The organism is Hominimerdicola alba (assembly GCF_900109655.1).
Taxonomy (GTDB): domain Bacteria; phylum Bacillota; class Clostridia; order Oscillospirales; family Ruminococcaceae; genus Hominimerdicola; species Hominimerdicola alba_B.
The window spans coordinates 59,575-73,713 of record NZ_FOAT01000015.1; the positions used below are offsets into that span (position 1 = coordinate 59,575).

Below are 14,139 nucleotides of genomic sequence, written 5' to 3' on the forward strand. Positions count from 1 at the left end.
TTAGAAGAAGTTTAATAATTTTTGCAATTATTTTTTGCCTTTTGTCAACTAAATTCAAATATTCATAAGCTACGGAAGCCAGAGGGAGTGATGGCCACCACAGCTATGCCCAGAACAGCATGCCTGTGCAGATATCCGATCCTTTGAGAGCGACTGTCAACGGAATCGGCTCTGTTATCGCCCATAACGAAGATACAGCCCTTTGGTACAGTCAGAGATATCGGCACTTCTGGAGTAAGTTTTCCGCAGAGATAGGGTTCTTCGAGTTTAACGCCATCCAGAAAGACCTCACCGGTGTTTTCAATGCGGATATTATCCCCCTGCATGGCTATTATGCGCTTTACCATAACATCATTACCGCGGCGGATAAGGGCTATTTTACCTTTTTCAGGTCGTTTGCTCCCGACGCAGACCACAAGGTCGCCCTCATGCAGGGTAGGAGTCATGCTGCTGCCTGCTATCCTGTATACCCGCAGAAAAACCTTTGCGGCTACTGCCAGCACAGCGATGATGCCCGCCGACAGAAATACCTTATTTCTCTGCATATCTCACCTTTCCGTCTTCCTCAAAAGCTATCCTGCCACGCTGTTTAGCAGATTTAATACCCAGAGAAACAGCTACTTCAAGAGCGGGAGTCACCCTCGTGAAACCGAATAGGTGAGCCGTTTCCCGCATGAGGTCTTCACGCTGCATAGCTATCTGCCTTGAAAGTATCAGTATCAGACCGTTGCCCAGTTCCTCTGGCGGGATATCCTTGATATCACGGCGGACTTCTGGTGCACACTTAGCGCGGCATGATGTATAGGTTTCAGGGGACTGATCATCACGCCAGATGAATTCGGAATCTCCCGACTTCAACGCCTTTCCGCATGATTTTTCCAGTGCGATATCAAATGCCGCCTTTACCAGATTGCTCTGCCTTGCTATACCCCAGGCAGTCATAACCCGCTTTTGCAGAACTTCCCTGCTGATGGGCGCTTCTGCTTTGAGAATGGTGTTTATACATTCGGCTATCCTGTTTGAAGCCAGTTCGTTGAATTCCTCAGGCTTGCCCTGCACAGAGGGTATGAAAGGTACATACTCCTCGCACTCATCAGCCAGTGCCGATTGTTCCTCACGCTCAAATACCAGAGGTTCAGCCTTTTTAGGCGGCTCTTCCTCAACAGGCTCGGGAGCGTTCTTAGCCTCAACAGCCTCATTTATCGCAGTTATCACAGCGGCTATGCACTTGTTCTTGTCTGTTAGCCAGTCAAGGATATAAACATTGATGACATTCCAGCCAAGGCCTTTCAGTACCGATGGCTGCGAAACTGTGCGGTCGTATGCGGTGCCATTTTCGTAATACTTTCTTCCGCAGCAGTTAATGCCCAGTATATAAGTGTTCTCGTCATCGGGGTCAGCGACCGCCACATCGACCTTGTAATCGGAGCAACCCACACTGCACTTCACCTTGAAACCACGCTGTTCAAGCTCGGCAGCCACCAGCTTTTCAAAGCCTGCACCCAGACTTCCGCTACCAGCACGTACAGGCAGTGCAGACCTGCCCTTTGCGGCAAATTCAAGGAATCCTTTAAGACCGTCAACACCCTCCGAACGTGTGCGTGAAAGGTCGATCATCTCGGGACGTATGACAGAATATACCACCATTTTCTCCCTTGCACGGGATATTGCTACGTTCAGTCTGCGCCAGCCGCCGTCGCGGTTCAGGGGACCGAAGTTCATGCTGACCTTGCCCTCTTTATCGGGACCGTAGCCGATGGAAAACAGTATCACATCACGCTCATCGCCCTGTACATTTTCAAGGTTCTTGATGAGTATAGGCTCGTACATGGTGTTTGCAAGCTCTTCAAGCTGAGGTTCTGCGCGGAAAGCGTCCGCAAGCACATCTTCCACCAGATTCTGCTGAGGCAGGCTGAATGTTACCACGCCCACAGAATGTTTTATCAACTGAGGGTCACGCAAACGGCGGCATATCTCGGCAACGACCGCTTCCGCTTCTGCTCGGTTCGTCTTGGTGCTGCCCTTGTCGTAGAAGCCCTCAACATTCACCCAGCTGACCTCGCTGACCTGATCGTCAGGCGAGGGGAAGGTATAGAGCTTGTTTTCGTAGTATTTTGAATTGCTGTATGCGATAAGGCTCTCGTGGCGCGAACGGTAGTGCCACAGCAGATGTTTCTGGGGCATTGAGAGTGCAAGGCAATCGTCCAGCACGCTTTCCAGGTCTTCCTTATCATAGTTCTCTTCGTCAACCTGATTTGAAGAGAAGAAGCTTGTGGGAGGCATCTGCTTGGGGTCGCCCACAACTATCACGTTCTCACCGCGGGCGATAGCGCCCACAGCCTCACAGGTGGGCAGCTGAGAAGCCTCATCGAATATAACAAGGTCGAATTTCGGGTAAGACGGATCGATATACTGCGCCACCGAGATGGGCGACATCAGCATTACAGGGCATATCCTACGCAGAAGATTGGGTATACTGTCGAACAGCTTGCGTATGCTCATCATGCGCCCGCCGCTCTTGATAGCACGCTGGAGAATGCCAAGTTCACTGCTTTTAGCACCCTCTCCCGGTGCTGGCACTTTAGCCGAAAGTTCAGCCGCCAGCTGCTGTATAGTCAGCTTTTTGAAGCTTTCATGAGCTTCATTCAGTCGGCGCACAGTGTCCTCGAAAAGTGTTCCCGTGAAGCCCGAGAGTGCCTTGCTTGACTTAACAGTACAGCTGACCTCAGCCTTTGCTATACCGCAGTCAAATGCGGGCAGAAGTTCACTACTGTCCACTTTTCCGCCCAGATATGCTTCACTGATATTGGCAGCCCCTGCCTTATCCAGCTTTTCGCAGAAGCTCATGAGCACTGACCAGTCTTTCAGGCGAGGCATCTCCCCAACGAGTGCCGCAGTCCTTTCGCGGATATCCTCGGTAGTTCCCGCCGTCATATTTGCAGTATCTATCCTGAAATTTCCGCTCAGTTCATCAAGCACCTTTCTGAGCTTATCATTCTTATATGACGGCATCTCTCCAGCACCGAGTCTTGCGCCAAGCGCGGTCTTCTGCGCCGCATCAAAGGGTGAGCCTGCCAGTTTCTCGCGTATAGCCACAGATTTTTCAAGGGACTTTCTCAGCGTTTCGGGCTCAGTAGATTCGCCCTGCCACAGCGCCCCGAAAACTTCCTGCACCGCAGTCTGACCGTCAGCTATCTCGGTTTTCAGCTTTGCGATTGCTGTCAGCTTTTCGTAATAGTCGCTGATGTTCTCCTTAGTCACCGCACCCGCATTTTTACCGTGGGCGGCAAGCTCTTTCACAAGGCGCTTACTGCCGAAATGCTTGGGTATGAACCACTTTGCCTGAACCTCTTTCCACTCAGCCTGCGCCTTGACCGCATCATAGCCGTACACGCTGTCATTAAAGGTCTCAGCAAGGGTTTTTTTGCCCGATCGAAGTTCATCAAGGGAGTTTACCGTCTTTTCAGCCGAGGGTCTCAGCATATCCCATTTATTTCCTGTCAACACCGCAGGCAGGATAAAGCCTTCCTTTGATGCATCTGCAAGGATATCCGCCAGCCAAGCAAGCTGTTCATATGTCAGCTTTCCTCCGCCAACAAGTGCAGAAAGTTCGCTCTCGCACTTCTGAAGCTCTGCAAGCTGTTCGTCCAGCTCGTTTAGTTTCGCCCGAAGTTCATCCCCCGTGGTCAGACCGCACTCCGTCAGTCGGCAGACCCTAAGTGCAGAATCAGCCACACCGCCGAACTGTCTGCCGAGGTTTGCAAGGCTGTCAACAAGTTCACGCCATTCGCCGTAAGTTTCAGCTTTCATAGCATTTACCTGCTCATCGGTGAATGCAAGCTTGCCCTCAAAAGCACGGTTCTGCTCGTATCTTACCGCCGCATCATACATGGAAATACCGTAGTTGCGGGGCTTGTGTATCTCATCCATAACGCCGTTAAGCTCGGCGCGCAGGGCTTTCAGCTTATCCGCCTGCGCCTGATAATCCGCTGGCTTTTTGATTTTACCAACATTCAGGGTCTCGTTCAGCTGATCGAGAACGGCACGCTTCTGCGCCTTGTTTGAGTGAAGCTCGATACAGAAAGGACCCAGCCCTATCTTTGCAAGACGCTTTTCGACTACCGACAGCGCCGCCATCTTTTCAGCCACGAAAAGCACGGAACGTCCGTGATAGAGGGCGTTTGCTATCATGTTGGTGATGGTCTGGGATTTACCCGTGCCGGGAGGTCCGTGCAGAACGAAGCTCTCGCCCTGACCCGAAGCCACTACCGCCGCAAGCTGAGAAGAATCCGCCGCCACAGGCACAGCAAGGTCGGCAGGAGCAATATCGTCAAGGTCGTTAGGCGACACCGTGATATCACTGCCCTCCCACTCGGTCTTTCCCGAGATAAGGCTCGCCACCACCTTATTCTGTGCCAGTTCGTCAGCACGATTACGGATATCGTTCCACATTATGAACCTGTTGAAGCTGAACTGTCCGATGAATGCATATTCGTCGATATCCCATCTGTTGCGGGACATAACACCCTTGCGAACAGTACTCAATATCAGCGGTATATCCACGCCGTGTTCGTCCTCGGGAACAGGGTCGAGACCCTTGATATCTATGCCAAAGGACTGTCTCAGCATCTCCAGCAGGGTGATATTCACCTGAGTGTCCTCATCACGAACACGTATGGAAAAGCTCTTGTCCTGTACCTTTTTAATAATATCGATAGGCACCAACACCAGAGGCGCATAACGCGGGCGCTCGCTCTTGTCAGTTTCGTACCACCGCAGAAATCCCAGCGCAAGATAAATGGTATTTACACCGTTTTCCTCCATGCTGACCTTCGCCATGCGGTGTATCTTCTTCATGGTCTTTTCAAGCTCGGCTTCTGTGAGGAAAGTGCGCAGACGCTTTGAGCGGAATTCGCCCGAAGCTATCTCGGATATCTTCTCGCGTTGAGTTTCCGTCTCATATATCTTGCTCTCCGCCGCTTCCATCTTAAAATCGCTTGGCACAGGCATTATCTTGAATATCTCATCAGCGGCTATCTCGTCCTCAAGCGAAGCTATGCTGTCCACCATCAGCTGAACATTCGAGGAAGTAGGTCGGAAATTCAGCAGGCTGTTGCGCAGGCTAAGGTCGAGAAGCTTTCTCTCCCAGACCATCTGCTTTGTAACTTCCCTCGGCTGACCGTTAGCCGCCGTATCAAAAGCTATATCCCCTACCGAACCGTAAGCTCTTTCGGGCAGACCGTAGTCTTCAGCCATGCATACGCCGTTTTCATCAAATACCCTGGATGGCAGAGGTTTTATGCCGCTGGCACGGGTGCGCTGTATATCAACTGCAAAGCAGAAATCTGCCGCCTTTGCAAGAGTATCAGCCGCGTGTACAGCCGAAGCATCGGCATCGGTGCTATTTTCTGTACAAAAATCAGTACACTCTATAAGAGATATCTCGTCAACACCGCTTGCCATGCGCTTTGTAAGTGCGGTGATATCGTATTGCAGGCTGTCAGGGAATGTGTCTTCCTCCAGCCAGCAGCCCGCCATAGCGTGGGTAGAAGTCATTACAAGCAGGCTGTTCAGACCAGCGGCTTCAAGGCAGGAACAAAACAGTACAGCAAGGTCAAGGCAGCTTCCGCTTTTCTGTGAAAGCACATTCTCGGGCATAGTGACCTTGTTCGCTTTATCGAAACCCGCAGCCGCTGTGCAGGTGATATTCTCCTGCACCAGAGCGGTGTATATAGCATTTATCTGCTGTTTCACGATATTGGGATTACAGCTCTGATATCCCGTAAATCCGCTTTCTCCACATAACTGTGCAAGTATAGCCTCCGCCTTTGAGAGGACCTCGCGCACAGCTGGGTGATTCGGTGTTATGAATGCCGCCGCCATCTCAGGCATGAAGTTCACACCTGTCCAGGTATCGTATGCCAGAAGTTCAAGCTGCTTCACCTCTCTGCCGAGTATCTCCTCGCCCTCATCAGTGCGGGAAACGGCTTCAATGCGGACATACCCCTCAGTATTCTCATTAAGCGCCAAAAACAACTCGGGGCGCATCACCGCCTCTATCGGGGATATCTCAGCGGGAACATTCGGTTCAAGGTCTATGGCAGGAGATTCGTAATCCTCCGCAAAATCGGGTTCAAACGCAAGTCTCAGAAATACGTTTTTCAGCGTTATGTCCGAAGTATTCGTCATGACTATACTGCGGAATACAGGCACAGCACTGCGCTGCATCGCATAATTTATATGCGCAGTCATGGCTGCGCTAAAAGTAACAAGCTTTTCCATAAAGCGCTCCTTTCGGCCGATACAAAATGCCATAGTCCCTATGACCTCGACCGCAAAATAGATTATATCTGGTTTATATTATATCATTGTTTTTGTAAAATGTCAACAATTTATTGTCAAAAAAAGACACTTCTGCCGTTTTCACAACAAAAGTGCCTGTATATATTTACTTTTCTTCCGAGCTTTTCTTGCCGTCATACCAGCCGTAGTCATCTCTGCCACGATCCTTGACCCTGTAGAGAGCACGGTCCGCACAGGCTTTTAGCTTAATAAAATCCCTTGCATCACGAGGACACAGCGCACCGCCGCAGCTGCAGCTCACGCTGAAATCATCGCCTTCTTTGATGGTAATGGGCTTGATGTCATGCACTCTGCGCTTCAGGTCGCTGACCTTTGATTCTATCTTAAGCTTGTCAGCATTCTTGATAAATATAAGGAATTCGTCACCGCCGTAACGTGAGATAAGACCCATATCTCCGAAAAGCTCTTTGAGCAGTGCGGCGAATTCCACCAGCACCTTGTCACCAGCGTCGTGTCCGTAGCTGTCATTTACCTGCTTGAAGTAATCCACATCTATGAACAGCACCGCACATTCGGGCTTAAGCGTATTCTGGAAATAATTATGCGCCGCTACGTCCAGCGCTCTTCTGTTCATAACATCTGTAAGAGGGTCATGTATCGAGAGATTCTGGAGTATCTCTCTGTCAGCAACATCGCGCCTGTGTGTCAGCACGAACATTATAGCCGTCGCAAACAGCAGAGTCAGGATATATAGTATAACTACACCCCTGAATTTTTCCATTGTCGATGACATGGCGCTGCTGGGTATCCTTACAACGACGTTCCAGCCGTGCATGAAATTGATATTAGCATATACCTGTGAATAGCTGACGCTTCCTATCCTGTACACCACACCCGCCGAACGCTCGCCGTTGTTCATGGACTGCATCCATTCGCTGTACTTGCCCACATCTCTCTTGTCGATATTACGCTCAAATATCAGCATAGCATTTGCCCAGCTTCCGCTGCCATGCTCATCTCCGCCGGAACACTGTATAACATTGTTCGAATCGGTATCCATGAGCCATATCTCTGTTTCGTCCGCAAGGGTCTCAGTCGATGCCATATTCTGTATCTCTTTAAGCGGATATGTCAGGAACAGCCAGCCTTTTCTGTCAGATCCATATTTCATATCTGCAAAAAGTGTAATAACAGGCTCTCCCGTCAATCCCGAACGGTAAGGTGTAGATATGGAAACAGGATCTGCCTGATGTGCAGTTTCAATAAGGTGCCACTTCTCAAACTCGGCAAGCTGCTGCTCGGAAGCGTATACCTTTCCGCTGTCGTCGATCAGTCCCATACTTACATAGCCGTCGCCCTCAAGATCCGCAAACTCATCATAAAGAGCCTGAAGATCTCTGTGCTTCTGTGCGGTGAGCATAGAAGACATATTCTGCGCAGAGGTCGTCATATATTTAATTGAATTGTTCATCTTTTCCGCGACAAGATCGCAGATCTGACCCGTGAGCTGTTTATCATGCTCCTTCATCAGCGCATTGATCGATACTATCATCACTGCCATACCTATCAGGCAGACAACGAAATATACGATCATCATCCTGATAAATGAACCGCTTCGTTTAAGCTCACCTGTCTCGGTGATCGTATTGTTCATATTATCCTCTGTTATGATCCAGCGTTTCCCGAACCTCGGGATCGTTTAGATTATTGGAATTTACAACTATTATTCCCGTATCCACAAATTTCTGCTCCATCTTTTTGCCATCTATCAGGTCAAGAGCCGTCTTTACGCCGTCGTAAGACATATTGAACTGCTTCTGGAGCACTGATGAAGCAGTGTATTCTTCCGAATTGATAAGCTCAGATATCTCGGGTGAATGATCAAAACCAACAACTACTATATCCGTTCTCTCTTTTTCCTTGATAATAGCCGCGAGAGAAGTAGTTGACACATTATCACTGCCGAACACACCTTTTATATCGGGATAATTGTTCAGCAGATCATTTGTACACTGACAGCCCCTGTCGATATCGCCCTCATTGAACTTGATGTCTGATATGACCGTCCAGTTATCAGGGGCATAGTTTGACCAGAACTGCAAAAAACCTGCAAGACGTTCATTTATCGTCTGTGTGGCAGTTGCGCACACCTGAACGCCCACTTGGATAGTGTCATTATCACTGTATCCTTTTTTGTGAAGCTGTTCAATCATCTCCGCAGAAGCAAGCTGTCCTGCCATCAGGTTATCTGTCATGAAACATACATCGTAGCTGTCGGTTATCGCGATGGTATCTACCAGTACCATCTTTATGCCCTTTGAATAGACCTTTTCTATCTCAGCGGAAAGCTTGACAGAATCATTTGGCGCTAAAAGCACAGCATCGGCACCCGCTTCAGCAGCTTCTTCCAGCAGCCTGCACTGTGACTCCCAGTCGCTCTCGTTATTACAGCCGCTGTAATATACATTGCAGTCGAAATCCTCACCGCCCGCCTTAGCACCATCGACTACCACATCCCAGTAATCGCTGTTAAAGGTCTTTATAATAAGGTATATGTTTTTCCTGCCTTCTTTTATCTCAGTCAGAGGAGAAAATTCAGGTGCAGGCTCGAACTCGGAAACAGTATCAGGTTCTTCCTGTTCACAGCCCGCAAGGCAAAACAGCATAGCCGTACATATCGCTGCAGATATGAACCTTTTCAAAAGCCTGTCACCTCCGATGCTACGATCATTTAATTACAATCATTATTAATTAACATTATACCACACTTTTCTGCAATATACAATAGTTTTTTCGACCAAATTAATATAATTTCTGCTTTAAGTTTAAAAAATTCAATAAAAATCGTTTTTGATGCCATTATGAAAAGATCTTCTCAGCGTGAAAAGCTCACATTGTTAATGAAATATTCACTAAATATCATATTTTATCCATAAAAATATGATAGACTATATTAGCTATGTAGACACTGTTTTATCAAACAAACTGCTTATCAGGTTTTAATAAGGGATAGATCAAATGATGAAATTAAAACTGAATGAACGGGAACACCTTCATTTGCCCCATATATTTGAACATGGTATCCTGCGAAAGATGTCATTCACGCAGTCGCTGATGTTCGGCTATTCTATAGTTATAATGGTTGGTGCACTGCTCCTTTGTCTGCCGATAAGCACTACGGAGAGAGTACGCACACCGCTGAATCACTGCGTGTTCACAACGACCTCTGCACTGAGCGGAACAGGTCTGACACTTCACGATACCTATACTTACTGGTCGCTTTTCGGCCAGATAGTCATACTTATAATAATACAGATCGGCGGTATCGGCTTCATGAGCATCGGACTTTTCGCCCTGAGCTTCATGGGCAAGAAGATCGGTCTGAAACAGCGTGCCACCATGAGAGAATCCATAGGCAGCGTATCTTCCGGCGGTGTTGTCAAGATGACCCGTTTTATACTCAAAGGTACTGCCCTGTTTGAATCTCTTGGAACTGCTGCACTGTGTTTCTGGTTCGTGCCGCGGCTGGGCTGGGCAAAGGGCATTTATTTCTCCCTTTTCCACTCCATATCCGCATTCTGCACGGCAGGACTCGACCTTATGGGCTACTTTGAACCGGGCAGTTCGCTGATAACGGCTAACGACAGCGTTATCCTGAATATCCCTATCATCATACTGCTGGTCGTTGGCGGCATCGGATTTTTTACATGGTCTGATATCGTCACCCACAAGCACCATATCAAAAAATACTCCGCCCAGACCAAGATCATACTCGTGGTCACAGTGTTGTTCTATCTGTTCGGTATGCTGGATATGGCACTGCTTGAATGGCACAATGACGCTACTATGGGCGACCTCGGCTATGGCGGAAAGGTCATCGCTTCTTCTATGCTGGTGACTTCCGGACGTGACGCAGGATTTGCGTCCGTTACCGTGGCAAATCTCAGACAGACTTCCATCATGCTGCTGATATGCTTCATGTTCGTCGGCGGTTCTCCCGGATCTACCGCCTGCGGTATCAAGGTAACTACTTTCGCAGTCATGATGATGACTATATCCACCGTATTCAGAAAGAAAAAGAGCGTTGAATTCTTCGGAAGACGTGTTGACGATACCACTGTGCGCAATGCAAGCTGCATAACCACACTTTATCTGGTACTGGTAGCAGTTTCAGCCATGATAATAACAGGCGTTGACGGTCTTGAACTTACGCCCGTTGTTTTTGAACTTGTGAGTGCCATAAGTTCCACAGGACTTTCAATGGGAATAACTACTTCCCTCTCCGATATCAGCATATTCATAGTTATTATGATAATGTTCTTCGGACGTGTGGGCGGCATAACCTTTATAGTATCGCTGCATAATAACTATGCATCAAACAAGAGTCAGCTGCCCGAGGAGAAGATAATGCTTTGATAAAAGAGGAAAACGATATGAAAACAATTGAACAGAATGACATGATCTCTTCTGAAAAAGATAGCAGCAAAGAAAAGAGATCAAAAACCGAACGTCTGTTATTTTTACTTGCGATCTTCTATGTCATCGGTTATGCCATGGCTTTCTGGGCGAATGTGAAGTCTGTTAGTTTTATAGGTGCGGCAGAAAGCACAGCGAATTATCTGCTGATCATAACAATAAGCAAACTGCTGAGATACATCGCAGTCATCGTGACACTTGAACTATTAGCGGTTCATTTTCTGTCATCATACAAAAATAACAAAGCGTATTTGGCTTCCCTTGACGAAGAAGATAAGCGTATCGCTGAAATGGAAGACAGCTGGGCAAAGCAAGTTGCAGAGCTGAAATGTCAGAATGAAAGGAAAGCTAATAAGAAATTTTGGCTGCTGATCATCCCTTTCATACTGATAACCGCACTTGTCATCGGCATCGTAATAAACAGTATTTACAAAAAGAACGTTTATTTCCCCGAAGCAGGCAAGCTTACGGAGATATACCGCGATATATCCGAAAATGAGATACTTACGGTTTCAAACATCGAGAAGATCAGTTTTTACGATGACACTAAAGGCTACATAAATTATATGATCTGCATCGATGAAAACGGTGAAGAATACCGCTTCCCCATCGGCGGGCAGGATTTGAAAAAGCTTTTCGATGAAAAATGTAAGCATACAGAAAAGGGATTCAGGGCAGAATACCTGAATAATTCCCACATCATAACAGATTACACCTTTGAAGCCAGCGCTGAAACGCAGGGTTAAGCTGACAGCAACAAGGCTTTGTGGGCATTTGATCTGATACAACGAAGTAAGGAAAAGTATAATCAAGAGGAGAATAAATATGGCAAGATCGTTTCTTATAGTAGGTATGGGACGTTTCGGTAAGCATATGGCAAAGTCGCTGACAGCCATGGACAATGAGGTTCTGGCAATAGACATCAACGAGGACAGGGTAAATTCCGTACTCAAATACGTAACCGATGCCCGCATTGGCGATGCTACGGACGCTCAGTTCCTTAAAGAGCTGGGAGTAAACAATTTTGATGTGTGCATATGTGCCATAGGCGATAATTTCCAGGCTTCACTCGAAACCACCTGCCTTATGCACGAGCTTGGCGCGAACTATGTTTTCGCCAGAGCAAATCGTGACATACACAAGAAATTCCTGCTGCGCAACGGTGCTGACGAAGTTATCTACGCCGAAAAAGAGACCGCCGAGAGATTCGCAGTACGTTTCGGTTCAGAGGGCGTTTTCGACTATTTCAACCTCAACGATAAATACGCTATCTATGAGATAAGCGTTCCCGAAAGCTGGATAGGCAAGAACCTGCTTGAAAGCAACGTCCGCCAGAAGTACCACATCAACGTGCTTGCAGTAAAGCAGGACAACGATTTCAAGATGGCGACCATCGACCACCGCTTCACCGAGGACGAAAGACTCCTTGTAATGGGCACCATGGAGAACATACGCAAAATGCGGAAGTAATTCAAAATTATTGTCAAGGGCGAGAGTTCGTTATACTCTCGTCCTGTTTTTTGTACACAAAAAGCCCGTGAGTTTTTTGCTCACGGGCTTTAAAACTTTTATTTAGCTTTCAAGGTCTATCTCCATGATAGGCTGGCTTACATCTGCGCCTGCGGGTACCATTGGGAGAACGTTAACGTCCTTGTTGATAACTACGTCTACGAGAACAGGTCTGCCTGCTGCTGCATATTCAAGAGCTTTTTTCAGCTGAGGAACTATCTCGTCCTTCTTGGTTATGCGAACGCCCTCGATGCCGAAAGCATCTGCAAGCTTCATGAAGTCAGTTCCACGCTCGATATTTGTCTGGCTGAAACGCTTGCCGTAGAACAGTCTCTGCCACTGGCGAACCATACCGAGAACGTCATTCTCGAATACCAGCTCTATCAGAGGTATCTTGTGCTTAGCAAGACTTGAAAGCTCGTTGCAGTTCATGAAGAAGCTGCCGTCGCCTGCGATATTTACAACTGTTCTGTCGGGGTTGCCTATCTTGCAGCCGATAGCCGCGCCGAGACCGTAGCCCATAGTACCAAGTCCGCCGCTGGAAGCAAAGCTTCTTGCGCACTTGAAATCATAGTACTGTGCAGCCCACATCTGGTGCTGACCAACTTCGGTGGAGATTATAGCCTTGCCATCGGTGAGGTCGTCCAGTGCAGAAATGACCTGATCGGGGAGAACTTCGTCCTCGTTCTCGATAGGTACCATATGCAGAGCATACTTCTTCTTCCATCCCATAACTTCATTGAACCACTCTGGGTGAGACATATCGGGCAGAAGTTCGTTCAGCCTTGCGATAGCCTTCTTGACATCACCGGTAACATGGTGATATACCTCGATGTTCTTGCCTATCTCGGCAGGGTCTATCTCAAGGTGGATTATATGTGCATTTTTAGCGAAAGTATTGGGGTTGCAGAGAACTCTGTCAGAAAAACGCGAGCCCAGAACTATCATAAGGTCGCAGCCGCTGACTGCCTTTGCAGCAGCCTTTGTTCCGTGCATACCCAGCATACCGATGTAATTCTCGGAGGTATTGTCATAAGCGCACTGACCCATCAGCGACAGTGCAACAGGTGCGTTGCACTTTCTTACGAACTCCTTCATCTCATCAACTGCATCAGCGGATACCACACCGCCGCCTGCGTAGATGAAAGGTCTTTCGCACTTCTTGATGAGTTCGGCAGCCTCTGCTATCTCAGCCTCGAAAGTATCGGGATCCTTGTATTCAGACTTCAAAGGTTCCTTCTTCTCATACTCTATCATAGCCGCAGTTATATCCTTTGGGATATCTATAAGTACGGGACCTTTTCTGCCCTCGTTGGCTATGCGGAAAGCTTCTCTGATTATATCGGGAAGCTTCTCGGGATCCTTTACGATATAGTTGTGCTTTGTAACAGGCATGGTGATGCCGCAGATATCCACTTCCTGGAAAGAGTCAAGACCCAGCAGATTTCTGGTAACATTACCTGTGATAGCTACCATAGGCACTGAATCCATATAAGCAGTAGCGATACCGGTAACAAGGTTGGTCGCACCGGGACCCGAAGTTGCCAGAACAACGCCTGTTTTGCCTGTGGTACGGGAATAGCCGTCAGCTGCGTGGCAGGCTGCCTGTTCGTGGGCTGTGATAACGTGTCTTATCCTGTCGGAATTCTTATACAGTGCGTCATAGATATTCAGCACTGCACCGCCCGGATAACCAAAAATAGTGTCAACACCCTGTTCAACAAGACATTCTATGATAACGTCTGAACCGTTAAGCTGCATGATCGATCTCTCCTTTTGATATCGAAAAAATTCTGTAACTAATTATCTATTATACTATATTTATACCTGATTGTCAAGGGGTGACAAAGG

Annotated in this window: 8 protein-coding genes; 3 read left to right on the plus strand and 5 right to left on the minus strand. The window is 47.8% G+C overall.

What is annotated here, in order from left to right; genetic code table 11:
• Positions 1-62: 62 nt before the first annotated feature.
• From lepB to BMY75_RS14235, 4 genes are all read right to left on the minus strand, one after another.
• On the minus strand, positions 63-545 hold the full coding sequence (gene lepB, locus BMY75_RS14220) for a signal peptidase I (RefSeq protein ID WP_074834994.1): 483 nt from the start codon (positions 543-545) through the stop codon (positions 63-65).
• Positions 532-6,282, minus strand: a complete 5,751-nt coding sequence (locus BMY75_RS14225) for a DUF3320 domain-containing protein (protein WP_074834997.1) — start codon at positions 6,280-6,282, stop codon at positions 532-534. The genes lepB and BMY75_RS14225 overlap by 14 nt, the downstream gene beginning before the upstream one ends.
• Positions 6,283-6,448: 166 nt before the next feature.
• Positions 6,449-7,957 carry a sensor domain-containing diguanylate cyclase gene (locus BMY75_RS14230; protein ID WP_074835000.1) on the minus strand — a complete coding sequence of 503 codons (1,509 nt, stop codon included), beginning with the start codon at positions 7,955-7,957 and terminating at the stop codon, positions 6,449-6,451.
• A 1-nt stretch (position 7,958) separates the two neighbouring features.
• Complete coding sequence (locus BMY75_RS14235) at positions 7,959-9,005, minus strand: substrate-binding domain-containing protein (protein ID WP_074835003.1); 1,047 nt, start codon at positions 9,003-9,005, stop codon at positions 7,959-7,961.
• A gap of 316 nt (positions 9,006-9,321) precedes the next feature.
• On the opposite strand from BMY75_RS14235, the gene BMY75_RS14240 reads away from it, so the two are divergent.
• The 3 genes from BMY75_RS14240 to BMY75_RS14250 all read left to right on the plus strand — a co-directional run bounded on the left by BMY75_RS14240 (position 9,322) and on the right by BMY75_RS14250 (position 12,249).
• Entirely contained in the window at positions 9,322-10,719 is a 1,398-nt protein-coding gene (locus tag BMY75_RS14240) for a TrkH family potassium uptake protein (protein ID WP_081350570.1), read from the plus strand.
• Positions 10,720-10,736: 17 nt separating this feature from the next.
• The gene (locus BMY75_RS14245; RefSeq protein WP_139199832.1) at positions 10,737-11,525 is read left to right on the plus strand and encodes a hypothetical protein; all 789 of its coding nucleotides are present in this window, start codon (positions 10,737-10,739) and stop codon (positions 11,523-11,525) included.
• Positions 11,526-11,604: 79 nt separating this feature from the next.
• On the plus strand, positions 11,605-12,249 hold the full coding sequence (locus BMY75_RS14250; RefSeq protein ID WP_074835008.1) for a potassium channel family protein: 645 nt from the start codon (positions 11,605-11,607) through the stop codon (positions 12,247-12,249).
• A 102-nt stretch (positions 12,250-12,351) separates the two neighbouring features.
• Here the strand turns inward: BMY75_RS14250 and ilvB are convergent, their stop codons facing one another.
• Positions 12,352-14,049, minus strand: coding sequence for a biosynthetic-type acetolactate synthase large subunit (gene ilvB, locus BMY75_RS14255; protein WP_074835010.1), 1,698 nt, complete (start codon positions 14,047-14,049; stop codon positions 12,352-12,354).
• Positions 14,050-14,139 lie beyond the last annotated feature (90 nt).

Excerpts from the sequence above, each read along its gene's own strand:
- BMY75_RS14225 (WP_074834997.1), bottom strand. The coding sequence starts at position 6,282 with ATGGAAAAGCTTGTTACTTTTAGCGCAGCCATGACTGCGCATATAAAT.
- BMY75_RS14240 (WP_081350570.1), top strand. The coding sequence starts at position 9,322 with ATGATGAAATTAAAACTGAATGAACGGGAACACCTTCATTTGCCCCAT.
- BMY75_RS14230 (WP_074835000.1), bottom strand. The coding sequence starts at position 7,957 with ATGAACAATACGATCACCGAGACAGGTGAGCTTAAACGAAGCGGTTCA.
- BMY75_RS14245 (WP_139199832.1), top strand. The coding sequence starts at position 10,737 with ATGAAAACAATTGAACAGAATGACATGATCTCTTCTGAAAAAGATAGC.
- lepB (WP_074834994.1), bottom strand. The coding sequence starts at position 545 with ATGCAGAGAAATAAGGTATTTCTGTCGGCGGGCATCATCGCTGTGCTG.
- BMY75_RS14250 (WP_074835008.1), top strand. The coding sequence starts at position 11,605 with ATGGCAAGATCGTTTCTTATAGTAGGTATGGGACGTTTCGGTAAGCAT.
- ilvB (WP_074835010.1), bottom strand. The coding sequence starts at position 14,049 with ATGCAGCTTAACGGTTCAGACGTTATCATAGAATGTCTTGTTGAACAG.